Source organism: Streptomyces sp. NPDC087901, from assembly GCF_044742205.1.
Taxonomy (GTDB): Bacteria; Actinomycetota; Actinomycetes; order Streptomycetales; family Streptomycetaceae; genus Streptomyces.
This window is the reverse complement of sequence record NZ_JBIUUC010000003.1, coordinates 109,624-131,811: the sequence shown is the minus strand read 5'-3', so window position 1 is coordinate 131,811 and position 22,188 is coordinate 109,624. Positions and strand designations below refer to the sequence as shown.

Genomic DNA, 22,188 nt, shown 5'->3' with positions numbered 1-22,188 from the left:
TCAACCTCCTGAAAAAGATGAGCACTTGTCTTGTTCTATGTATTCCCAAGTTGTCTACCGACCAGTAAATACCGGGGGTAACCACAACCTCGGGAGGCGCAATGAGACGCACCGGATACCGACTCCGATGTACGGTCGCGGCCGTCGCGGCCATGGCGGCGGCGTTGGGCGGCATGACGGTCGCCGCCGGGCCGGCAGGGGCCGTCCAGCCCGGTACCACCAGTACCGCGTCGACCGCACTGCCGCCCGGCCTGGAGGCCATCCGCGCCGCCGAGGCCACCAAGATGTACGGCGACCCGGCCGAGCGCCCGCTCGCCGACCGCAAGACCGGACTCATCTCGCTCGGCGACAGCGAGATCTCGGGCGAGGGCGTCGGCACGTACGAGGCGGGCACCAACGGCCCCGACAACTGGTGCCACCGCTCACCCGACTCCGCCATCCACCGCACCGGGATCCCGGCCGACGTCACGTACAACGTCTCCTGCTCCGGCGCGTACACCGGGAACATCGTCATCGGCGGCTCGAAGCAGTACGCCGACGAGCTCGTGCAGAGCGACAGCCTCGCCATCAAGGCGCGCAACACCCGCATCAAGATGATCGTGCTGGTGGCGGGTGCCAACGACGACCTCCAGTTCGGTCCGGTCATGACGGACTGCGTCACCCGCTGGGTCCTCATCCAGGGAACCTGTGAGCCGAAGTACGACGGCGGCTGGCAGGCCCGCGTCGACGGGCTCGTCCCCAAGGTCGAGAAGACCGTGCGCGACCTGCGGACGGTGATGACCGGCGCCGGTTACGCCGACGGCGACTACAAGCTCGTCGTCATGGGCTATCCGAGCCCCATCGGCCCGGACTTCTACGACAACCCGAACTTCCCCGGCAAGCTTCCCGGCGGCTGCGCCGGATACGACTCCGACGCCGCCTGGGGCCGCAACGTGGCCGTTCCCGCCTTCGAGCGCGGCATGCGCAAGGTGGCCGCCGACACCGGAGCGGTCTACCTGGACAACTCCCGGCTCTTCCACGGCCACGAGGTGTGCAGCGAGTCCACCTGGGCCCGCGGCCTGTTCATCGACCTCTCGCACTTCCCGCCGGACTCCAACTCTCTCCGGCAGTCCTTCCACCCGAACGCCGCCGGCCACGGCGCCTTCGCCTCCTGCCTGACCCAGATCTACGGCTCGGGCCTGCGCGAGGCGAGCTGCGCCGACCCGGCGAGCACCGGGAAACCCGTGCTCCAGGCAGCCGCCTGGGACGACGCCTTCAAGCCCCTGCGCGGCGAGGCGACGGGCAGCTGCCTGGACGTCCCCGCATCGGTCACCCGCAACAACACGGGCGTCACCGGCTGGGAGTGCCACGGCGGGCGCAACCAGGGCTGGTGGTACGACTCCGCCACGAAGAACCTGCGTACGGAGCTGAGCCACGACCGCTGCCTGGACGTACCGGGCGCGAACTACAAGGCGGGCGCCGCCCTCATCCTCTACAACTGCTCGGGCGCGGCCAACCAGCAGTTCGTCCGGCAGTCGGGCACCCTGCGCCCGGCCGCCTCCACCGGACTGTGCGCGACCCTGGCGGGGGCCCATGACCCGCTGAGGCTGCAGGCCTGCGACGGGAGCGCGAACCAGCGCTTCGCGTAGGACCCGGCCCCATGAGTACGGGGAGGAGCCGCAGCCGGCTCCTCCCCGTACCTCCGTGCCCGTATCCGGGGTCAGCCCGCGGTCACGAACGCGCCCAGGATCGCCGCCAGGTGCCCCGGGTCGTCCGCCCCGCACATCTCGCGCGCCGAGTGCATCGACAGGCCCGGCACCCCCACGTCGACGGTCTGCACACCCAGCCGGGCCGCAGTGAGCGGACCGATCGACGTACCGCACGGCATGGCGTTGTTGGAGACGAACGGCTGCCACGGCGCGCCCGCCCGCTCGCAGGCCGACGCGAACACCGCGATCCCGGTCGAGTCGGTGGCGTAACGCTGATTGACGTTGACCTTGACCGTGGGGCCACCGTTGGGCAGCGGGTGATGGTCCGGGTCGTGGCGCTCCGCGTAGTTGGGGTGGACCGCGTGCGCCATGTCGGCAGAGACGCAGAAGGCGCCCGCCAGCGCCCGCGACCAGTCCTCGGGACTGCCGCCCCGGGCCGTCACGGAACGGCTGAGGACGTTCTCCAGCAGGGGACTCTGCGCACCCGTGTCGGAGCCGCTGCCGACCTCCTCGTGATCGAAGGCCGCCAGGACCGGGATGTACGCGGGCTCATCGGCCGAGGCCGCCGCGGCCACCAGCGCCGTGACACCCGCGTGCACCGACACCAGGTTGTCCAGCCGCGCGGACACCAGGAACTCCCGCTCCGCGCCCAGGTATCCGGGGGGCTGGATGTCGTGGAGCATCAGGTCCCAACCGAGCACCTCGTCCGGCTCGGCCTTCGCCGCCGCCGCGACCCGGCGCAGCAGCGCCCCCTTCTCGGCGGCGCCGAGCGACCAGACCGGGGCGATGTGGCGCTGCCGGTCCAGTGCGAGGCCCTCGTTGACGGAACGGTCCAGGTGGATCGCCAGCTGGGGCACGCGCAGCAGCGGTTCGTCGATCTGGATGAGCCGGGAGTCGGTCCGGCCGCCGGGTCCGCGCAGGGCCAGCCGGCCGGAGATGCCCAGATCGCGGTCGAGCCAGGTGTTGAGCGGGACCCCGCCGTAGATCTCCACCGCGACCTGTCGCCAGCCGGCGGAGCTCGTGTCGGGGGTGGGCTTGATCCGCAGGTTCGGCGAGTCGGTGTGGGTGCCGATGATCCGGAACGGGGCGTGGGAGGGCGTGCCCTCGGGGGCGTACCAGGCGATCAGGGCGCCGCCGCGGACGACGAAACTGCCGCCCGTGGTGCCCGTCCAGTCGTCGGTGCCGCGCAGCTCACGGAAGCCGGCCTTCTCCAGGCGCTGGGCGGCGCTCGCCACCGCGTGGTACGGGGAGGGGCTGGCCCTGATGAAGGAGAGCAGGTCGTCGTTGTGGCTGCGGTGAGGGACCGGCGTCATGCGGTGTCCGCCTTTCCGGAGTGGGACGGTGAGGGTGGTTCGGGCGTGAGGGGTTCGGAGGACGGGGTGTCGTGGTCCCGGCGTCCGGGCTGGGAGGTGGGGTGTGCCGGGGTGCGGGGGCGGGGGCGCAAGTCGCCGGGGATTCCGGACAACTCACCGCATCGGCCTGGTGTCCCGCAAGCCGCGCTGACGTCCACCTGCGCGAAAGCGGCGGTGCGGCCACCGCCCCGGTGGGTGGTGCGGAACCGTCCGGAGAGGCGGTGCGCGGTCCAGACCGCACGTCCGGGGGAGCGGCCTCGGGTGCTGCCCCCGCGTCCGAGGCGTGATCCGGCCGCGCAGGTGGTGTGGGAGCCATCGGACGGCGTTCCGCGAGATTGGCCGAATTTAGCCGTACGCGGACCCACGGTGCGGCCCGTGGTCGGCAGCCGGCAGCGGCTGCGGACGCGAGGTGTACGAGACCTCCATGAGCCCGTCGGCGGCCCGGGTGACCAGAGCCGTCACGGCCGTGGCGACCGGCGGGAGGGTCGCGCGATATTTGTCCAGGGCATGACGCTTTTCTCGGTGGGCCGGGTTAGCGGATCACCCGCGGCCAGTCCCGCGGCGAATCCGGATCCCGGCCGGACCGCCGTGGAGCAAGTCCATGGCGAGGGCTCGGCCCGTCGTCGCGTGGACAAACAGGCAGAGCGGACAGGCCGGCCGTCACCGTATTCAGGAACACGCCGTACGGAGAGATGGCGTAGCCGGTCGCCATGAATCGATAACGCCGCTTCCCGCGCAGGGAGTTGAATGATTCGATGGCGGGCCGGTCGAGGGAGCGACCGATGCCGGATGTCACCTCTCCACGGGTGTCGGGATGGTGCTGCTCTCCGCCGTAGTCCCGTATGCGCAAAGGTAATCTGCATACCGCTGAAGGACGGCCGTTCCCGCCCGCCGGCATGTGATTGCCGCGAATCGCCGGCGTCGTCGGCGGACGGCTCGCGGGCCCGCCCCCGAACGGCGCCGCACGCTGCGTGCAACCGCCACCACGCTCTCCGTCCTCGGGACGCATGCGGAGGTCTCCGGGCAACTGGGCAGCACCGGCCGCGCCCTGCCTGGCCGTCTCGTCCCGGCCTCGGGGCTGCCGGACGGCTGAGGGGCGCCCCGGCCGAAGCCGGGACGCCCCTCAGGACCTGTCCGACCGTCAGCCGAGGCCGGGGCCGCGCACCGGAATGCTGGTGAACGTCGGGGCGGGGGCCGGTTCCGTGAAGAAGTCGTTGCCCTTGTCGTCGACGACGACGAACGCCGGGAAGTCCTCGACCTCGATCCTCCAGACCGCCTCCATGCCGAGCTCCTCGTACTCGACGACCTCGACCTTCTTGATGCAGTCCTGCGCGAGGCGGGCCGCCGGACCGCCGATCGAGCCGAGGTAGAAGCCGCCGTGCGCGTCGCACGCGTCGGTGACCTGCTGGGACCGGTTGCCCTTCGCGAGCATCACCTTGGAGCCGCCCGCCGCCTGGAACTGGGCGACGTAGCTGTCCATCCGGCCGGCCGTCGTCGGACCGAAGGAACCGGAGGCGTAACCCTCGGGCGTCTTCGCCGGTCCCGCGTAGTACACGGGGTGGTCCTTCAGGTACTGCGGCATGTCCTCGCCCGCGTCCAGCCGCTCCTTGATCTTGGCGTGCGCGATGTCGCGCGCCACGACCAGCGGACCGGTCAGCGAGAGCCGGGTCTTGACCGGGTACTTGGTCAGCTCGGCGAGGATGTCGTCCATCGGCCGGTTGAGGTCGATCTTCACGACGTCCCCCGCCTCGTCGAGGTGCTCGTCGGTGGTGTCGGGGAGGAAACGGGCCGGGTCCTTCTCCAACTGCTCCAGGAAGACGCCCTCGGCGGTGATCTTCGCGGTGGCCTGGCGGTCGGCCGAGCAGGACACGGCGATGGCGACGGGCAGCGAGGCGCCGTGCCGGGGGAGGCGGACCACGCGCACATCGTGGCAGAAGTACTTGCCGCCGAACTGCGCCCCGATGCCGATCTTCTGCGTCAGCTCGAAGACCTTCTCCTCCAGCTCCTTGTCCCGGAAACCGTGACCGGTGGGGGAGCCCTCGGCGGGCAGCTCGTCCAGGTAGTGCGCGGAGGCGTACTTCGCGGTCTTCAGCGCGAACTCGGCCGACGTACCGCCGACGACGATGGCCAGGTGGTACGGCGGGCAGGCGGCCGTGCCCAGGGAGCGGATCTTCTGCTCCAGGAACTTCATCATGGAGGCCTCGTTGAGGACCGCCTTGGTCTCCTGGAAGAGGAACGACTTGTTGGCCGAGCCGCCGCCCTTGGCCATGAAGAGGAACTTGTACGCGCCGCCGTCGGTCGCGTACAGCTCGATCTGCGCCGGGAGGTTCGAGCCGGTGTTCTTCTCGTCCCACATGTTCAGCGGTGCCATCTGCGAGTAGCGCAGGTTGAGCTTGGTGTACGCGTCGAAGATGCCGTGCGACAGGGCCTCCTCGTCACCGCCCGCCGTCAGCACATTCTGTCCGCGCTTGCCCATGACGATCGCGGTGCCGGTGTCCTGGCACATCGGCAGCACACCCGCTGCGGCGATGTTCGCGTTCTTCAGCAGGTCGAGCGCGACGAACTTGTCGTTGGACGACGCCTCGGGGTCGTCCACGATCCGCCGCAGCTGCGCCAGGTGCGCCGGCCGCAGATAGTGCGAGATGTCGTGCATCGCCTCGGCGGCCAGGGTGCGCAGCGCCTCCGGCTCGACCTTGAGGAACGTCCGTCCGTCGGCCTCGAAGGTGGACACACCCTCAGCGGTGACCAGGCGGTACGGCGTGGTGTCCTCTCCCAGGGGGAGCAGATCGGAGTACGCAAACTCTGGCATTACGGCCATTCCTCACTCGGCAGACAGCGGCTGACCTCCCTTGGGCAGCGCACCCACCAGGGTAGGACCCCGCGGGGGCGGCGAGTCTGTGAGGTAGGGCTCACCGGATCCGGACGTGCGCCCGGCGAGCGGATCGCGATACACGTGCGCGCCGCGCCCGACCGCCCACTGGTCGCGATCTATCGCGTTTGGGTACGCTGGGCCGGTGGACCTCGAAAAGCACCCCCAACAGCCCACCGCGCGGGCGGAATCCGACGTCATCCGCGCCTCCGACGCGGACCGCGACCGGATCGCGGACATCCTGCGTGAGGCGATGGCCGAGGGCCGGCTGACCGCCGACGAGCATGCCGAGCGGGTCGATTCCGTCTACCGCGCCAAGACTGTCGGGGAACTCGAACCGCTGGTACGGGACCTGCCGGCGCCGGGTGGCACCCCCAGGGCCGTCGGCGCCACGTACGACCGCACCCCTGAGGCGCCGACGGGTCCCGTCGACAACCTGGTGGCGATCTTCAGCAGCGCCAGCCGCAAGGGGCGCTGGCGGGTCAGTGGGCGCATGAACGCGTTCTCGCTGTTCGGCAGCGTGGAAATCGATCTGACCGAGGCTCTTTTCGGCCAGCGGCTCACCGTGATCAACGCGACCTCCATCTTCGGGAGTGTGGAGATCAGGGTTCCCGAGAACATCTCGCTGCGTGGCAACGGGTCGGGAATTTTCGGCAATTTCGAAGTCGTCACACTGGAATCGGTGGACCCGGAGGCCCCTGTGGTGGCCGTCAACGGATATTCGGTGTTCGGCAGCGTCGAGGCGAAACCCAAGCGCGGCAAGTTCCTTGCCGATCTGCAGGACCGGCTGCGCAAACATCTCGGCCACTGAGGTCGGAGTGCGACGGCGCGCGGCGGTGCCGGGGGGCGCGGATTCGGACGGAAATATGCTCGACCGCAATTCCGTGGTCCGGAACTGAGTGCCACTCAGTGCATAGGCGTGCGTACAGCGGGTAGGGAGTGCTGCATCGTCTCTCGCTCGCGAAGCCGTCGTCAGGAGTGGACCGTGCTGCAACTGCCGCATCAGCCCCTGCAGGTCGCCGCCATCCCTCCCCAGCGGATCCCCGCTCGGGAGGACCAGGCCGGCCCCTGGCACTCGGAGGCGGTGTGCCGCCGGGATGAAGCCGGGCTGTTCTTCGCCCCGTCGAAGGAGCCGACTGCTGCCCGACTGTCGCGCGAGGAGTCCGCGAAGCGGGTCTGCGCGCGCTGCCCCGTGATGATCGAATGCCGGGAACATGCCCTGGTGCAACCGGAGCCCTACGGGGTGTGGGGCGGCCTCACGGCCGCCGAACGCCGGGTGGCGCTCGCCCGCCGCAGGCGGCGCGAGGCCGAGCTCAAGGCATCCGGCGCCACCGGTCGTATCGCCGCGGCCGGCTGACGGGGCCGGCCGGTCACTCGCCTTCCGCCCGTCTCCGTCGTCGTCCACCCGGCCGGACCCGCCTGCTCGAAGAGGCGCCCCCACCGCACATGGGGGGCGCCTCTTCGAGCGGACGGGCCGGGGCAGGCGGACGGGCGCGGTGCGCACCCGGGCCCGGGTGGGGGCGGACGGGCCCCGGAAGCGGCGCTACTTCGCGCGGTCGAAGTCGATCGCGCTGTAGGCGCGCAGCTTCGACAGCCGGTGGGTGGAGTCGATCTTCCGGATGGTGCCCGACTTGGACCGCATGACGATCGACTCGGTGGTCGCCGTCTCCGCGCGGTAGCGCACGCCACGCATCAGTTCGCCGTCCGTGATGCCGGTCGCCACGAAGAACACGTTGTCGCCGCTGACCAGGTCGTCCGTGGACAGCACCCGGTCCAGGTCGTGTCCGGCGTCCAGGGCGCGCTGCCGCTCTGCCGCGTCCTTCGGCCAGAGCTTGCCCTGGATGACACCGCCCAGGCACTTTATGGCGCAGGCCGAGATGATGCCTTCGGGTGTGCCGCCGATCCCCATGAGCAGGTCGACGCCGGTGCCCTCGCGGGCGGCCATGATCGAGCCCGCGACGTCGCCGTCGGAGATGAACTTGATCCGGGCGCCGGTCTCCCGGATCTCCTTGACGATGCCCTCGTGGCGGGGGCGGTCCAGGATGACGACGGTGACGTCCTCGGGCATGGAGTTCTTCGCCTTGGCGACCCGGCGGATGTTCACCGAGACGGGGGCGTTGATGTCGACGAAGTCGGCGGCCTCGGGGCCGGTGACCAGCTTGTCCATGTAGAAGACGGCGGACGGGTCGAACATCGCGCCCCGGTCGGCCGCGGCCAGCACGGCGATCGCGTTCGGCATGCCCTTGGCGTTCAGGGTCGTGCCGTCGATCGGGTCGACGGCGATGTCGACCTCGGGGCCGGTGCCGTCGCCGACGCGCTCGCCGTTGAACAGCATGGGGGCTTCGTCCTTCTCGCCCTCGCCGATGACGACGATGCCGTTCATCGACACGGTGGAGACGAGGGTTCGCATGGCCTTCACGGCGGCGCCGTCGGCGCCGATCTTGTCCCCGCGGCCGACCCAGCGCCCGGCGGCCATGGCGGCCGCCTCGGTGACCCGGACGAGCTCCAGGGCGAGGTTGCGGTCGGGGGCCTCCGGGGAGACTTCGAGCTGGGACGGCAGATGATGCTCGGACATCGGAGCGCACCTTTCTGTACGACGACGACCGGATGAGGGTGATGTGACTCTATCGTCAGGTCGATAAAATGAGCAGACCGGGTCACGAATGAGCGGCCGCGCTCGCTCCGGTCCCACGATCCGGCCCTGCGATCCGGTCCCCCGACCGGTCCCGCGATTCGGTCCCGCAGGGGCTGATGCGACGATGGACGCGTGGCAAGCAAGCGAGGCAAGCAGACAGTGCGGGACATGTTCCTGTCGTTGGCGGTGATCGCCGCCGTGGCGGGGGTCGTCTACATCTTCGTTCCGCACGACGACAAGGCCGATCCGGTCAAGGCCGTCGACTACCGCGTCGAGCTCCTGACCGCGCGGCGCGCGGCCCCGTACCCGGTGGCCGCTCCGAGCGGTCTGGCGCAGGACTGGAAGCCCACCTCGGTCGGTTACGACCGTGCGGCGGGCGACAGCTGGCACCTGGGCTTCCTCGACCCGGACGGCAAGTACGTCGCGGTGGAGCAGTCCACGTCCCCGGCGAAGACGTACGTCGCCGAGGTCAGTCAGAAGGCGAAGGACACCGGCCGCACGCAGCAGGTGGCGGGGGAGACCTGGCAGCACTGGGAGGGCCCGAAGTACGACGCCCTCGTGCGCCAGGACAAGGGTGCGACCACGGTCGTGACCGGGTCCGCCTCGACGGAGCGACTGGCGGAGATGGCGGCGTCGCTCAAGACGTCCTGACGGCCGCACTGCGGCGGGTAGGCATGAGGAAGGCCCTGGAGCGTGTGCTCCAGGGCCTTCCTCCTGTGCCGCGCGTGCCCCTAGGGGCGGCGGGGCTCAGACGGTCTTGACGACGTCGTCGAACGCGAGACGCGGCGAGCGGGGGAACCAGGCGTCCTCGCCCGGCTTGCCGATGTTGACGACCATCAGCACGTTGTGGTCGCCGTCGAGGAACTCCTTCTCGATGCCCGCGGCGTCGTAGCCGGTCATCGGGCCTGCGGCCAGGCCGGCGGCGCGGACGCCGATGATGAAGTAGGCGGCCTGCAGGGCGGCGTTCAGCGTGGCGGCCGACTCACGGACCGGGCGCTCGGAGAAGAACATGTCCTTGGCCTGCGGGAAGTGCGGCAGCAGGGCCGGGAGCTCCTCGTGGAACTCGTTGTCCGCGGCCAGGATCGCGACCAGCGGAGCGGTCGAGGTCTTGGGCTGGTTGCCCTCGGCCATGTGCGGGACCAGACGGGCGCGGGCCTCGTCCGAACGGACGAGGACGACGCGCAGCGGCGACTGGTTGAACGCGGTCGGGCCGTACTTGACCAGGTCGTAGATCGCCTGGACCTGCTCATCGGTCACCGGCTCGTCGGTGAAGGTGTTGGCGGTGCGGGCCTCACGGAAGAGGAGGTCCTGGGCGGCGGGGTCAAGAACGAGGGACATCTTGCGTATTACCTTCCGGACGTACACGGGGGATCAAGCAACACCGATCACGGTACGGGAGAGGTAGGTTAACTTTCAACTAAAACGGGACGGGAGTGACTCACTCCACAGTGCGGGCGTCTTGCGCCGTTCCGCCCCGTCTGTGCCGGCGACTCGGCCGTACGCCCTTGGGCCTGGGCTCAGGCCCCGTACCTCCGGCCCCGTCCCTCTCAGGCCGTACCTCGGGCCCCGTACCTCCGGCCCCGCACCTCGGGGCGGGCTCCCGCGCGTACGTCAGCCCGCGTCGTCCGCAGTGTCCCCGGAGTCTCCCGCAGGGTCGGCAGGTCCTGCCAGTGCCGCGTCGAGACGGGCGCGTGCGCCCTCCAGCCAGTGCCGGCACACCTTCGCCAGCTCCTCGCCGCGCTCCCACAGCGCGAGGGAGTCCTCCAGCGAGGTCCCGCCCGCCTCCAGCCGGCGCACCACCTCGATCAGCTCGTCGCGCGCCTGCTCGTACCCGAGCGTGCCCGTGGCCGCAGCCGTCGTCCCATCGTCCGTCATGTGATCCACCTTATGCGTCGGCATGTCCGTCACTTCCGGCCCCGGCCGGCCTTCGGGGGCCCGTGCACGCGCCCCGGAAGGTCTTGCTCACTCGGCGACCCGCACCACGAACTCGCCGCCAGACACCCGGGCCCGCAGCGCGTCCCCGGCGGCGCCCGCATCGGCCGGGTCCCGGACCACGTGCCCGTCCGCCCGCTGGAGCACCGCGTACCCGCGCTCCAGCGTCGCCGCGGGCGACAGCGCGACCACCCGGGCGCGGGTGTGGGCGAGCTCCGAGTCCGCGCGGTCCAGCAGGTGGCCCAGCACCCGCCGGCCGCGCCCGATCAGTGCGTCGACCTCCGAGGCACGCTCGTCCACCATCCGCTGCGGGTGTTCCATGGATGGCCGCCCCAGCGCGTGGGCCAGGCCCCGCTCCTCCCGGTCGAGCAGCCCCCATACCGTCCGCAGCGCCCGGTCCCGCAGCTGCTGCACCCGGTCCAGCTCCTCGCCCACATCGGGCACGATCCTCTTCGCCGCGTCCGTGGGGGTGGAGGCCCGCACGTCGGCGACCAGGTCGAGCAGGGGGGAGTCCGGCTCGTGCCCGATCGCCGAGACGACCGGGGTGCGGCAGGCGGCGACCGTGCGGATCAGCTCCTCGTCCGAGAACGGCAGCAGGTCCTCCACGCTGCCGCCGCCGCGCGCCACGACGATCACGTCCACCTCGTCGAGGGCGTCGAGCTCCTTGACCGCGTGGACCACCTGGTTCACCGCGTGCACCCCCTGCACCGCGGTGTTGCGCACCTCGAAGCGGACGGCGGGCCACCGGCGGCGCGCGTTCTCCAGCACATCGCGCTCGGCCGCCGACGCACGTCCGCAGACGAGGCCGATCAGCTGGGGCAGGAAGGGCAGCGGCTTCTTGCGGTCGAGCGCGAACAGGCCCTCCGAGGCCAGGGACTTCTTGAGCTGCTCCAGCCGGACCAGCAGCTCGCCGATGCCGACCGGCCGGATCTCCGTGGCCCGCAGCGAGAGCTGGCCGCGGGGCGCGTACCACTCGGGCTTCGCGAGGACGACGACCCGCGCCCCCTCCGTCACCACGTCCGCGATCCGGTCGAAGGCCTGCCGGAAGCACGTCACGCTCACCGAGATGTCGTGCGACGGGTCGCGCAGTGTCAGGAACACCACTCCGGCACCCGGCCGCCGCGACAGCTGGGTGATCTGCCCCTCGACCCAGACCGCGCCGAGCCGGTCGATCCAGCCACCGATCAGCCGTGACACGTCACCGACGGGCAGCGGAGCTTCCGGGGAAGTTTGGAGGGCCATGCGAGCGAGCGTATCCGCCGGCACCGACAACAGGGCGGCCGCGCGGCGAGGACCGGCCCGGTGCCCCGCACGGCCGCGCGGCGAGGAGCACGCCCGGTGCCCCGCACCACCGCGCGGCGGGGGCGGGTCGGAGCCGCCCCTCGCCCCTCACGTCACCACCCGGCGCCCCCGTTGCAACACCAGCACCACCACCCCCACCGCCAGCCAGCACGCGCCCACCACCTGCGCGCTCGTCGTCGCCTCCACGATCACCGCGACCAGTACCCCGGCACCCACCACCGGGATCAGGACGTGCCGCCTCCAGCTCGGCGGCCCCTCCATCCGACGCACCGCGAACCAGCCGACCACCGACGCGTGGAGCAGGATGAACGCGGTCAGCGCCCCGACGTCCACCACCGACACCAGATGATCCAGACCGTCGTCCCGCCGGGCCGCCCACACCGCCGCGACCATCGTCACGACCGCAGCGATCAGGATCGCGATCCGCGGTACCCCCGAGCTCGGATCGACCTTGGACAGCAGCGTGGGCAGCCGGCGCTCGCGGGCCATCGCGAACAGCAGCCGCCCCGCGGCCGCCTGCCCCGCCAGCGCCGCGAACGCCGCCCCGATCGCCTTGCTGACGGCCACCAGATCGTGCAGCCAGGAGCCCACCGCGGAATCCACCGTGTCGTAGAAAGCCGAGCCCTGCGCGGCCGGATCGGCGGCCAGCTCCGCCGACGTCATCGGCTCGAGGAGCGCGGCCAGATACGCCTGCGCCACGAACAGCACCCCCGCGAGCACCAGACAGAACAGCACCGCCCGCGCCACCTTCGCCGAACCGCCCGTCACCTCCTCCGCGAACGAGGCGATGGCATCGAAACCCAGATACGAGAGCACCGCCACGGAGACCGCGCCCAGCACCGCCGACGCGGAGAACCCGGAATCCCCGGTGAGCGGCGTCAGCCAGCCCCGCTGCGCCCCGTCCTGTACGAGCACCACCACCGCGGACACCATGAACACCAGCAGCACCACGATCTCCATCGCGAGCACCGCGAAGCCGACCCGGGCCGCCGCCCGTACGCCCCAGAGGTTGAGCAGTGTGGTGAGGACCACCGCCAGCGCGGTCCACACCCACCGCGACACCTCCGGCACCAGCGAATTCATCGCGATCCCGGAGAAGAGATAGGCGACCGCGGGGATCAGCAGGTAGTCGAGCATCGCCATCCACCCGGCGATGAAACCCGGCCCCTCGCCGAGCCCCTTGCGTGCGTAAGCGAAGACGGAACCCGCCAGGGGGGCGACCCGCACCATCTGGGCGTAACTGAAGGCGGTGAAGGCCATGACGACGGTCGCCGCGATGTACACCAGCGCCACAGCACCGTCGGACTTCGCGTCGAGGGTGCCGAAGACGCCGACGGGGGCCATCGGGGCGATGAAGAGGAGCCCGTAGACCACCAGGTCGCGGAATCCCAGGGTCCGCCGCAGCCCAGCCCGGTCCGTGGTGCTGCCGCCGTCGCCGCTGCCGGAATCCGTACCGCTGCCGGCCATGAGCCCTCCGTTGGTCGCGTGAAGATCAGTCTCCCGACCCCGTCGTCCCCGCGCCTGTTCGGTACGGCCTTACGATGGGACGCATGACTGCTACGACACCTCGCCGCGTCCTGCTCGCCGCACCCCGTGGCTACTGCGCGGGCGTGGACCGTGCCGTGATCGCCGTGGAGAAGGCCCTGGAGCAGTACGGCTCCCCGGTCTACGTACGCCACGAGATCGTCCACAACAAGTACGTCGTACAGACCCTGGAGAAGAAGGGCGCGATCTTCGTCGAGGAGACGGCGGAGGTCCCCGAGGGCTCGATCGTCATGTTCTCCGCGCACGGCGTCGCGCCGACCGTGCACGAGGAGGCGGCCGAGCGGAAGCTCGCCACGATCGACGCGACCTGCCCCCTCGTCACCAAGGTCCACAAGGAGGCCGTCCGCTTCGCGCAGGACGACTTCGACATCCTCCTGATCGGCCACGAGGGCCACGAGGAGGTCATCGGCACCTCCGGCGAGGCCCCCGACCACATCACCCTGGTCGACGGCCCCGAGGACGTCGCGAACGTCGAGGTGCGCGACCCCTCCCGGGTCGTCTGGCTCTCCCAGACCACGCTTTCGGTCGACGAGACGATGGAGACCGTCGGCGCGCTCAAGGAGAAGTTCCCGCTCCTGATCTCGCCGCCCAGCGACGACATCTGCTACGCCACGCAGAACCGCCAGATCGCGGTGAAGCAGATGGGCGCGGACGCCGACCTGGTGATCGTCGTCGGCTCGAAGAACTCCTCGAACTCGGTCCGCCTGGTCGAGGTCGCCCTCGGCGCGGGTGCGGGCGACTCCCATCTCGTCGACTCCGCCGACGAGATCGACGAGGCCTGGCTGGAGGGCGTCTCCACGGTCGGGGTCACCTCCGGCGCTTCCGTTCCCGAGGTGCTGGTCGACGGCGTCCTGGCCTGGCTGTCCGAGCGGGGCTTCGAGGACGTGGAGATCGTGAAGGCGGCCGAGGAGTCCATCGTGTTCTCACTGCCCAAGGAGCTCCGCCGCGACCTGCGCGCGGAGGCGGCGGCACTGTCCGCGGAATAGGGCCTGGGGGAGCGCCTGGAGGAGGAGCACCCGTCCGTCCGGTTTTCCGTTCCAGGAAGTGAGCGGCGCCCGGTGCCCGTACCGTGGATCACATGGAGATCTTCGGCGTGGATATCGGCGGATCCGGGATCAAGGGTGCTCCCGTGGACCTGGACCGCGGAGACCTGGCGCAGGAACGCCACAAAGTGCTCACCCCGCACCCTGCCACCCCCGAGGACGTGGCAGCGAGCGTGGCCGAGGTGGTCGGCCACTTCGACTGGAAGGGGCCGGTGGGCATCACCTTCCCGGGTGTCGTCACCGACGGGCTGACCCGCACCGCGGCCAACGTCGACAAGGGGTGGGTCGACCTGGACGCCCGCACCCTGCTCGGCGACAAGCTCGGCCTCCCGGTCACCATTCTGAACGACGCGGACGCGGCCGGTATCGCCGAGATGACCTTCGGCGCGGGCCGGGGCCGCAAGGGCACGGTCATCGTGCTGACGCTCGGTACGGGGATCGGCAGCGCCCTCTTCATCGGCGGCCGGCTGGTGCCCAACACCGAGCTCGGCCATCTGGAGCTGCACGGCCACGACGCGGAGAAGCACGCCTCCACCAAGGCCAAGGAGGACGAGGACCTGAGCTGGCACCACTGGGCGCACCGGGTGCAGAAGTACCTGGCCCACGTGGAGATGCTGTTCTCGCCCGAGCTGTTCATCATCGGCGGCGGAGTCAGCCGCAAGGCCGAGAAGTTCCTGCCGCTCATCGAGCACGTGCGGGCCGAGATGGTGCCCGCGGAGCTGCAGAACAACGCGGGCATCGTGGGCGCGGCGATGGCGGCGGCGGGCCGCTGAAGGCGCCTCCGGGACAGCCCTCAGCGCCGGGACGGGCGCCGCGGGGTGCGTCCGGCGGGCCGCGGAGACGGTGACGGCTGCCCGGCCGGCCGCGCGGTCTGCGCGGCCAGCAGCATCCGCCGCTGCCGGGCCCGCATCAGGCGGACCTTCCGTACGGTCGCGATGAGCCCGGCGACGAGCGTGCCGCCGTACAGCCAGCCGGCGTGGACGGCGAGGGCGGTGACGACGGCCATGGTCTGTCCGCCGAAGCCGCCCGTGCCGCCGGAGATCGGGATGATGCCGACGGCGAACGCGATCGGCACGCTGATCGGCGCGGTCACCAGGTCGGCGGGCCGCACCCAGAGCGCGGTCAGCGCGCTGACCGGCAGGAACAGCACGCCGAACACGGCGGACGAGCCGTCGAACAGCAGCCAGTCCGCACAGCCGATCACGAACATGACGGCGGCCGCGAAGAGCCCGGCGCCGATACCGGTCAGCCGGGGATTGGGCAGCCGCCGCAAGGCGAGCACGGCAGGCGCCACCGGGCGGGCCCGGCCTGCCGGCGTGCTCATCACGCGATAGACGGCCGCGTCTTCGGCGACGGATCCCTCGGATCCCCCGGCTTCCTTGGTCCCGAGAGGGGACAGCGGGGCGGGCCGGGTCTGCCTGCGCTGCGGGGGACGTGTCCTGTGCTGCTCCACCGGGACAACGTAGGTCGCCGGACGGGCGGAAACGGGTGCGGGACACGCGCTTTGGTCGACCTTGGCGACGAGTTCGATGCCACACGGCCCAACGGGAACCGATTCCGCCCCGATTTCCGCCCCCGCCCCTCACCTGGATCACCTCCGGGACCGGCACCGAATCCGTCCCCGCCCCGACCCGTGACCGGCCGCCCGCCCTCGCCCGTAAACTGGAGAATCGGCCCACCCGGGCCCGACGTCCATTCGAGCCCGTCCACCCCCTAGGGAAGTCGCCACCGTGTCGCTCACGATCGGAATCGTCGGTCTGCCGAATGTCGGCAAGTCGACCCTTTTCAACGCCCTGACCAAGAACGACGTGCTGGCGGCCAACTACCCGTTCGCCACGATCGAGCCGAACGTGGGCGTCGTCGGGGTTCCCGACCCGCGGCTGAACACGCTCGCGAAGATCTTCGGCTCCCAGAAGCTGCTCCCGGCGACGGTCGACTTCGTCGACATCGCGGGCATCGTGCGCGGCGCGAGCGAGGGCGAGGGTCTGGGCAACAAGTTCCTCGCGAACATCCGTGAGTCGGACGCGATCTGCCAGGTCATCCGCGCCTTCAAGGACGAGAACGTCGTCCACGTCGACGGCAAGGTCTCGCCCAAGGACGACATCGAGACGATCAACACCGAGCTGATCCTCGCCGACCTCCAGTCCGTCGAGAAGGCCGTCCCCCGCCTCACCAAGGAGGCCCGCCTCCAGAAGGAGAAGGTGGCGGTCCTGGCCGCGGTCGAGGAGGCCCAGAAGATCCTGGAAGCGGGCGACACCCTCTTCCACGCGGGCATCACCGCCGGCACCGAGAAGGGCCGCCTGCTCCACGAGCTGCACCTGCTGACCACCAAGCCCTTCCTCTACGTCTTCAACGTCGACGAGGACGAGCTGGTCGACGAGGACTTCAAGAACGAGCAGCGCGCCCTGGTCGCCCCGGCCGAGGCCATCTTCCTGAACGCCAAGATCGAGTCCGAGCTGATCGAGCTCGACGACGACGAGGCCCTGGAACTCCTCCAGTCGATGGGCCAGGAGGAGCCCGGCCTCGCCACCCTCGGCCGCGTAGGCTTCGACACCCTCGGCCTGCAGACCTACCTCACGGCAGGCCCGAAGGAAACCCGCGCCTGGACGATCAAGAAGGGCGCCACGGCCCCCGAGGCGGCCGGTGTGATCCACACCGACTTCCAGAAGGGCTTCATCAAGGCGGAGATCATCTCCTTCGACGACCTGGTCGAGACGGGCTCGGTCGCCGAGGCCCGCGCCAAGGGCAAGGCGCGCATGGAGGGCAAGGACTACGTCATGCAGGACGGGGACGTGGTGGAGTTCCGCTTCAACGTGTAGCGGATTGGCTACTGCGAGCTGGCTATTTCGCCAGGATGCTGGTCAGAGGGGTCGGACTTGGGTGAGTCCGGCCCCTGCCGCATTTCCGTACTCACTTGGTGCTGACTCAGCCGCGGCGGGGTGGAGCGAGTTTCTCCAGGTCGAGGTTGATCTCGAAGGGCACCGGACGGTTGAGCGAGCCCCTGAAGATGCCAACGGGCACATAGGTGGCGGTTGGCTCGTCAAGTTCGTAGACGTGGACGACGGGTGCTCCGTCCTCGTCCTCGATGCGCCAGTAGTGCGGGATGCCGGCCTCTGCGTATTTGTGAAGCTTTACCGTGCGGTCCCGGTGAGCGGACTCGGGGGAGACCACCTCGACGGCGAGTCGTACTTCATCCGGTGCGAACCAGGTGCGGTCACCGTCGAAGTCGGCCGTCGTCACCAGCAGATCCGGCTCGGGCCGATTGCGTTGATCGAGTTTGATGGTCATCTCCCGTCCGACCCTTACGTCGGCCGGCGCCTGCTCCATGAGAGCCACGGTGAGCATCGTGACGAGATGGCCGTGCCACCACCGTTGCGGGGACACCATGAAAACGAGGGCTCCGTCGATCAGCTCGGTGTGGCGCGGTGCTTCCGGGAGACGGTCCAGGTCCTCCGCGAACCAGCCTTCCGCGCGGGGCGGGCGCATCCAGTCGGGCAGTGCGGTCATGGCTCAACCGTAGCGACTCAGCCAGATCCGGGCCACGAGGTCGACGACGGCCGAACCGCGAACCGTCGTCGTCACCCACACCCGGGCCGTCTGCCCGCGCCTGCGCTGCACGCCCATCAGGGACTCGCCTCGTCCGAGAGCATCGGGAGAGGAGAGCCGGGCGAGGGTCAGGGTCATCTGGGAGGCTCCGCCGCAGGTCGGGCTCGGGCGCCAGGCATTCCGCTTCAACGTGTAGCCGTGCACGTGCCGTGCGTGAGGCAATGCGTCAAGCGCGCAGGTCGGGCGGGAAGGGCGTCCCGTCCTCGTGAAGGTTCGTCCGGTGGAGTCCGGAGGATGCCCGCCCCGTGGTGGTCAGTCCTCGCGGCCGCTCATCCCGCAGCTGTGCTGCGCATGTACTGCGTCGTCCGTGCCGGGCGCGCCGCCCATCATGCGGAGCATGCCGGTACCGCCGGTGCGGACGAACCGGATCAGGAGTGCGGCGGCCAGGGCCAGGAAGACGATGTTCAAGTAGGTCGTGTAGTTCCAGGTGATCCCTTCCTCCTCGCCCGGGATCTCGGCGTCGGCCCGGTCGGGTACGAGGCCGAGGCCGCCGAAGGCGAATTCGACGACGTATCCGGCGATCACCATGGCGAGGTAGAAGGTGCCGAAGAGGTACAGGGCCGTCCTCGCCCCGTAGTACTTCCGATAGATGTTGAGGATCGGCAGGATCAGCAGGTCGCCGAAGATGAACGCGATGACGCCTCCGAAGCTGATCCCGCTCTTCCACAGCACCAGGGCGAGCGGCACGTTGCCGACGGAGCAGACGGACGAGACGCTCGCGACCAGCGGGCCGATGAGCGGGCCCCACAGTTTCGAGGCCAGCGGGTGATCTTCGAAGAAGAAGGCGCGCCAGAACGAGTCGGGAACCCAGGCGGCTACGGCGCCGGCGATGAGCAGGCTGGTCACCAGGTCGCGCAGGATCGCCGCCCATTCCATGACGAAGACGTTGCTGGTGGACGTGAAGCCCTCGCGGGACAGCAACCGTTGTGAGAAGGACCCCTTGCGCTGGGCGGACATGTCCATCGCGGCGTGGCCCTCCATCGAACCGGCGAGTCCTCGGTCGGCCTGCTCGCGTGCCTGGCGCAGGAGTCCGTCGCGCAGGAACAGCCGGAACAGCACGGCCACGAAGACGATCATGAGAGGGTCGCCGACGAACTCCGCCACGGTGAACTGCCAGCCCATCAACAGGGCGAGGATGACGCCCAGTTCGATGACCAGGTTGGTGGAGGCCAGCTCGAGGCCATCGCCGCGGTGAAGTTCGCGCCCCTACGGAACAGGGAGCGGGCCAGTGCGACCGCGGCGTACGAGCAGGAGGAGGAGGCCGCGCCGAGACCCGCGGCGATGGCGAGGGTGCGGGACGGTCGTCGCCGAGCAGGGAGACGACCGTGGATCTGCGGACGACGGCCTGGACGACGGCGGACAGGGCGAAGCCCAGGATCAGGGCCCAGGCCATTTCCCAGGCCATGGAACCGGCGACCGACAGTGCGTGCAGCACGGCGTGGATCATCCTTGAACTCTTCCAAGGCGGCCACGTCGGAGGGCTCACCGACACGTGGCGCCGGAGCGGTGTCGTGGGGCGGGCCGGGCGTGGGGTGCCATGCGGCCGAGTCCCTCGTGGCCGCTGATGAACAGTTCCGGTCCGATCGGATGGCCGGACGCGCCGCGCGCTCCGGGAAACCCGGTCACCGCCGCGGCCCCGCCCAGGGCCGGTGGCGGTAGGCGGGGCCATGCGCTGATTGCCGTAGCCGGCTCTCTCTGAGGGTGGGGGTGGCGGCGCCGGACGCCCGGAAGCCGCGATCCGCGACGCGGCCGGCTCTACCGGTCGCGGCGGCTCGGACGGTCCGCCGGGACGTGTGAACTCCGCCACTTCGGCGGATGTGGCGGAGTTCACTTCGGCCAAGTGCGCCGCTCTTGATGGCGGTTGTGCGAGCAGGAGGGCCGTGCCGTCACTCGAGGCGTGGTGCCGGGCCTCGGTGGCTTCCGTCTCGGGGAGCGGGGCGAGTGGCGCGCGTAGCGCCTTTGAGCTGGTGCGTCGTGGCTTGCCGAAGGGGCGCGAGGCAGGCCTGATCGGCGTCGGCCGGGAGCCGGTCGCCGAGTGTGCGTACTTCCTCGGCTCTGTCGAATGCCGCCTCGGCCGGCCCGCCTTCGGGCTGTCTTCATAGCCGGGCGCGGGAGGAATAAGCACTGCGAAGAGTATTCGGTTCGCTACGGTGCGAAATCGCCGATGCGGTCTCCGGATGGGAGCAACTGTTGTCCGCAGTACGGTAAAGGGGGTTTATCCAGGTATATAGCCGCAGGCAAGCTGTCGATGCAACCAGTTGGTGTTGTCATGCGGAGTCCGGCCCCTCGTGTGACGAAGATGGCAGCGGAGATGAGAAGGCCCTGTCGGAAGGCCCGGATGGGCGCGCTCGGCCGTGGTTCCGGGGCGGTGGCCGCCCGTCTTGCCTTCGGGCTGGCGTACGTCGGTACGCTATGCTCCGATAACCGTCTCATCTGACGCCGGCAGGCTCCGTAGCCGTCGCGCATGCCTCGCAGAAGGCACGACGGTTCACGAACGGAAGGATGACGATGGCGCGTTGCTCAATAGCGGCGATTTCCTGGGAGCGTGTGCACCTCACGCTCGATGTGACGGTCTCGGACTTCACTGGAGATCCTAGTGCTCTCCGGTTCCTGATTGTTGACAACGAGCGCGAATTCCCGGTGAACGCTCGGCAGATCGACGCCGAACAGCACCGCCTGGAGATCAACGTCACCAACTTCGAGAACCGACGTCAGGTGCCCAACGGCACATGGCGGATCGTCCCGGTGATCGGTGATGAGCGTCTGCCTGCCGCTGGCTTCGACCTCACGGCCACGGACGAGCTCGACGTCTGCTCCCGTACCTTCCTCTACGACCGCAACCGCTCCGTGTACGTCATCGCGTTCGGGATTTCGGATGACTTGGACAGTCCCGACTTCCTTATGCGTACGTACCAGTTGTTCCGCAGCGCGGGGCCGGGCAAGAAGCCGGCGAAGAAGAAGCCGCTCGGTAAGCGAATAGGGCTGAAGGTATTTCCGCGGGCCCGGCGTCGCAAGATCGCTCAGCGCTTCTACTGGACCGCGCGCCGCCTGAATCCGCCGCGTGGCAACCGGATCCTGTTCGCCTCCGAAATGCGCACCGGCCTCGGCGGCAACCTGGCTCGCGTCCACGACCGGATGATCGAGCGGGACCTCGACAAGAAGTATGAGTTCAGCCACTCGTTCCGAATACCGGCGACGGCGAACAAGTGGAGCACGCTCCGCCTCATCTATCGCCTGGCGACGTCGGACACCGTGCTGATGGATGACTACTTCGGTCTTCTCGGAAATCTGAGCATTTCGCCGGATACGAAGATCATCCAGCTCTGGCACGCGGGAAGTGGCTTCAAGGCCGTCGGCTACAGCCGGTTCGGCAAGTACGGCTCGCCGAAGCTCTCCAACGCCCACCGCAAGTACACCTACGTCATCACCGGGTCCAAGCACCTGGTGCCGGTGTACGCCGAGGCGTTCGGCATCGAGGAGTCGGCGGTCGTGCCGACCGGCCTGCCGCGCATCGACACGTTCCTCAACGAGGAGCACTCCCAGAAGGTCAAGGACGACTTCTTCGCCTCGTACCCGCAGCTCCGGGGCAAGAAGATCGTGCTGTTCGCGCCGACCTTCCGCGGGAAGAGCATCGGGGACGCGCACTACGACTACGACCGCATCGACTGGGAGAAGCTCTACGAGGTCTGCGGCGACAAGTACGTCGTGCTCTTCCGGATGCACCACTTCATCACGGAGGCCCCGCCGATCCCCGACGAGTACACGGACCGGCTGGTGAACTTCGCGTCGTTCCCCGACACCAACGACCTGCTGCACGTGACCGACGTGCTCGTCACGGACTACTCGTCGGTCATCTACGAGTACACGCTGCTCGACAAGCCGATCCTGTTCTTCGCGTACGACAAGGACACGTATTCGGTGATCCGCGGATTCCACCGGGACTACGACTCCGTCGCCCCCGGCACGATCTGCGTGACGTTCGACGATTTGCTCAAGGCCCTGCAGGACGAGGACTTCGACCTTTCGAAGGTCGAGGAGTTCCGGCGGGAGAACTTCGACTACGTCGACACCAACTCGGCGGACCGCGTGATCGACTGGCTGGTTGTCGGAGATCACGGTGGCAGGGAGACGGGCGGCCAGCACCGCTGGCTCGACCCCGTACCGGACGACACGACGGTGGCTGACCAGCCGCTCAGCGACCAGTCGGAGGAATAGA

At 69.6% G+C, this 22,188-nt stretch carries 18 protein-coding genes and 1 pseudogene; 8 read left to right on the top strand and 11 right to left on the bottom strand.

From position 1 onward, the window contains the following. Positions 1 to 101: 101 nt before the first annotated feature. A complete protein-coding gene (locus tag ACIOEW_RS10095) occupies positions 102 to 1,628 on the top strand; it encodes a ricin-type beta-trefoil lectin domain protein (RefSeq protein ID WP_401963095.1) in 1,527 nt (508 codons plus the stop codon). A 71-nt stretch (positions 1,629 to 1,699) separates the two neighbouring features. On the opposite strand, the gene ACIOEW_RS10090 is transcribed toward ACIOEW_RS10095, so the two are convergent. Both ACIOEW_RS10090 and ACIOEW_RS10085 read right to left on the bottom strand, forming a co-directional pair. Continuing rightward, the gene (locus ACIOEW_RS10090) at positions 1,700 to 3,001 is read right to left on the bottom strand and encodes a M18 family aminopeptidase (protein WP_362551212.1); all 1,302 of its coding nucleotides are present in this window, start codon (positions 2,999 to 3,001) and stop codon (positions 1,700 to 1,702) included. Between the two features lie 1,180 nt (positions 3,002 to 4,181). After that, positions 4,182 to 5,858: a fumarate hydratase gene (locus tag ACIOEW_RS10085; protein ID WP_401963093.1), complete on the bottom strand. Its 1,677-nt coding sequence runs from the start codon at positions 5,856 to 5,858 to the stop codon at positions 4,182 to 4,184. A 196-nt stretch (positions 5,859 to 6,054) separates the two neighbouring features. On the opposite strand from ACIOEW_RS10085, the gene ACIOEW_RS10080 reads away from it, so the two are divergent. Both ACIOEW_RS10080 and ACIOEW_RS10075 read left to right on the top strand, forming a co-directional pair. Beyond that, on the top strand, positions 6,055 to 6,720 hold the full coding sequence (locus ACIOEW_RS10080) for a DUF1707 domain-containing protein (RefSeq protein WP_362551209.1): 666 nt from the start codon (positions 6,055 to 6,057) through the stop codon (positions 6,718 to 6,720). Between the two features lie 174 nt (positions 6,721 to 6,894). Further along, entirely contained in the window at positions 6,895 to 7,266 is a 372-nt protein-coding gene (locus ACIOEW_RS10075; protein ID WP_362551206.1) for a WhiB family transcriptional regulator, read from the top strand. A 186-nt stretch (positions 7,267 to 7,452) separates the two neighbouring features. Here ACIOEW_RS10075 and glpX read toward each other — a convergent pair whose 3' ends face one another. Further along, on the bottom strand, positions 7,453 to 8,484 hold the full coding sequence (gene glpX / locus ACIOEW_RS10070) for a class II fructose-bisphosphatase (protein WP_250967899.1): 1,032 nt from the start codon (positions 8,482 to 8,484) through the stop codon (positions 7,453 to 7,455). A 192-nt stretch (positions 8,485 to 8,676) separates the two neighbouring features. On the opposite strand from glpX, the gene ACIOEW_RS10065 reads away from it, so the two are divergent. Next, positions 8,677 to 9,195, top strand: coding sequence for a DUF4245 domain-containing protein (locus ACIOEW_RS10065; protein ID WP_401963091.1), 519 nt, complete (start codon positions 8,677 to 8,679; stop codon positions 9,193 to 9,195). A gap of 96 nt (positions 9,196 to 9,291) precedes the next feature. Here the strand turns inward: ACIOEW_RS10065 and ACIOEW_RS10060 are convergent, their stop codons facing one another. From ACIOEW_RS10060 to ACIOEW_RS10045, 4 genes are all read right to left on the bottom strand, one after another. Then, positions 9,292 to 9,882, bottom strand: coding sequence for a malonic semialdehyde reductase (locus ACIOEW_RS10060; RefSeq protein ID WP_401963090.1), 591 nt, complete (start codon positions 9,880 to 9,882; stop codon positions 9,292 to 9,294). A gap of 273 nt (positions 9,883 to 10,155) precedes the next feature. Next, positions 10,156 to 10,419 (bottom strand): exodeoxyribonuclease VII small subunit, encoded by a 264-nt coding sequence (locus tag ACIOEW_RS10055; RefSeq protein WP_401963089.1) that lies wholly within the window; start codon positions 10,417 to 10,419, stop codon positions 10,156 to 10,158. A gap of 87 nt (positions 10,420 to 10,506) precedes the next feature. Next, complete coding sequence (xseA, locus tag ACIOEW_RS10050) at positions 10,507 to 11,718, bottom strand: exodeoxyribonuclease VII large subunit (protein WP_401963088.1); 1,212 nt, start codon at positions 11,716 to 11,718, stop codon at positions 10,507 to 10,509. 147 nt (positions 11,719 to 11,865) lie between these two features. Continuing rightward, complete coding sequence (locus ACIOEW_RS10045) at positions 11,866 to 13,245, bottom strand: APC family permease (protein ID WP_401963086.1); 1,380 nt, start codon at positions 13,243 to 13,245, stop codon at positions 11,866 to 11,868. A gap of 74 nt (positions 13,246 to 13,319) precedes the next feature. Here ACIOEW_RS10045 and ACIOEW_RS10040 point away from each other — a divergent pair, with 74 nt between their 5' ends. Then, positions 13,320 to 14,309 carry a 4-hydroxy-3-methylbut-2-enyl diphosphate reductase gene (locus ACIOEW_RS10040; protein ID WP_350989094.1) on the top strand — a complete coding sequence of 330 codons (990 nt, stop codon included), beginning with the start codon at positions 13,320 to 13,322 and terminating at the stop codon, positions 14,307 to 14,309. A 92-nt stretch (positions 14,310 to 14,401) separates the two neighbouring features. Beyond that, the gene (gene ppgK, locus ACIOEW_RS10035) at positions 14,402 to 15,139 is read left to right on the top strand and encodes a polyphosphate--glucose phosphotransferase (protein WP_362551188.1); all 738 of its coding nucleotides are present in this window, start codon (positions 14,402 to 14,404) and stop codon (positions 15,137 to 15,139) included. A gap of 20 nt (positions 15,140 to 15,159) precedes the next feature. Here ppgK and ACIOEW_RS10030 read toward each other — a convergent pair whose 3' ends face one another. Further along, entirely contained in the window at positions 15,160 to 15,690 is a 531-nt protein-coding gene (locus ACIOEW_RS10030; protein ID WP_401963828.1) for a DUF6542 domain-containing protein, read from the bottom strand. A gap of 406 nt (positions 15,691 to 16,096) precedes the next feature. On the opposite strand from ACIOEW_RS10030, the gene ychF reads away from it, so the two are divergent. Further along, a complete protein-coding gene (gene ychF, locus ACIOEW_RS10025) occupies positions 16,097 to 17,185 on the top strand; it encodes a redox-regulated ATPase YchF (RefSeq protein ID WP_350989090.1) in 1,089 nt (362 codons plus the stop codon). Between the two features lie 106 nt (positions 17,186 to 17,291). On the opposite strand, the gene ACIOEW_RS10020 is transcribed toward ychF, so the two are convergent. The 3 genes and pseudogenes from ACIOEW_RS10020 to ACIOEW_RS10010 all read right to left on the bottom strand — a co-directional run bounded on the left by ACIOEW_RS10020 (position 17,292) and on the right by ACIOEW_RS10010 (position 19,416). Continuing rightward, positions 17,292 to 17,873, bottom strand: coding sequence for a Uma2 family endonuclease (locus ACIOEW_RS10020; RefSeq protein WP_401963083.1), 582 nt, complete (start codon positions 17,871 to 17,873; stop codon positions 17,292 to 17,294). A 3-nt stretch (positions 17,874 to 17,876) separates the two neighbouring features. Continuing rightward, the gene (locus ACIOEW_RS10015) at positions 17,877 to 18,050 is read right to left on the bottom strand and encodes a hypothetical protein (RefSeq protein WP_401963082.1); all 174 of its coding nucleotides are present in this window, start codon (positions 18,048 to 18,050) and stop codon (positions 17,877 to 17,879) included. A gap of 174 nt (positions 18,051 to 18,224) precedes the next feature. Then, positions 18,225 to 19,416, bottom strand: a pseudogene (locus tag ACIOEW_RS10010) (permease). A gap of 1,196 nt (positions 19,417 to 20,612) precedes the next feature. On the opposite strand from ACIOEW_RS10010, the gene ACIOEW_RS10005 reads away from it, so the two are divergent. Then, complete coding sequence (locus ACIOEW_RS10005) at positions 20,613 to 22,187, top strand: CDP-glycerol glycerophosphotransferase family protein (RefSeq protein ID WP_362551182.1); 1,575 nt, start codon at positions 20,613 to 20,615, stop codon at positions 22,185 to 22,187. Position 22,188 lies beyond the last annotated feature (1 nt).

Excerpts from the sequence above, each read along its gene's own strand:
- ACIOEW_RS10095 (WP_401963095.1), top strand. The coding sequence starts at position 102 with ATGAGACGCACCGGATACCGACTCCGATGTACGGTCGCGGCCGTCGCG.
- ACIOEW_RS10090 (WP_362551212.1), bottom strand. The coding sequence starts at position 3,001 with ATGACGCCGGTCCCTCACCGCAGCCACAACGACGACCTGCTCTCCTTC.
- ACIOEW_RS10085 (WP_401963093.1), bottom strand. The coding sequence starts at position 5,858 with ATGGCCGTAATGCCAGAGTTTGCGTACTCCGATCTGCTCCCCCTGGGA.
- glpX (WP_250967899.1), bottom strand. The coding sequence starts at position 8,484 with ATGTCCGAGCATCATCTGCCGTCCCAGCTCGAAGTCTCCCCGGAGGCC.
- ACIOEW_RS10060 (WP_401963090.1), bottom strand. The coding sequence starts at position 9,882 with ATGTCCCTCGTTCTTGACCCCGCCGCCCAGGACCTCCTCTTCCGTGAG.
- ACIOEW_RS10055 (WP_401963089.1), bottom strand. The coding sequence starts at position 10,419 with ATGACGGACGATGGGACGACGGCTGCGGCCACGGGCACGCTCGGGTAC.
- xseA (WP_401963088.1), bottom strand. The coding sequence starts at position 11,718 with ATGGCCCTCCAAACTTCCCCGGAAGCTCCGCTGCCCGTCGGTGACGTG.
- ACIOEW_RS10045 (WP_401963086.1), bottom strand. The coding sequence starts at position 13,245 with ATGGCCGGCAGCGGTACGGATTCCGGCAGCGGCGACGGCGGCAGCACC.
- ACIOEW_RS10040 (WP_350989094.1), top strand. The coding sequence starts at position 13,320 with ATGGGACGCATGACTGCTACGACACCTCGCCGCGTCCTGCTCGCCGCA.
- ppgK (WP_362551188.1), top strand. The coding sequence starts at position 14,402 with ATGGAGATCTTCGGCGTGGATATCGGCGGATCCGGGATCAAGGGTGCT.
- ACIOEW_RS10030 (WP_401963828.1), bottom strand. The coding sequence starts at position 15,690 with ATGAGCACGCCGGCAGGCCGGGCCCGCCCGGTGGCGCCTGCCGTGCTC.
- ACIOEW_RS10020 (WP_401963083.1), bottom strand. The coding sequence starts at position 17,873 with ATGACCGCACTGCCCGACTGGATGCGCCCGCCCCGCGCGGAAGGCTGG.
- ACIOEW_RS10015 (WP_401963082.1), bottom strand. The coding sequence starts at position 18,050 with ATGACCCTGACCCTCGCCCGGCTCTCCTCTCCCGATGCTCTCGGACGA.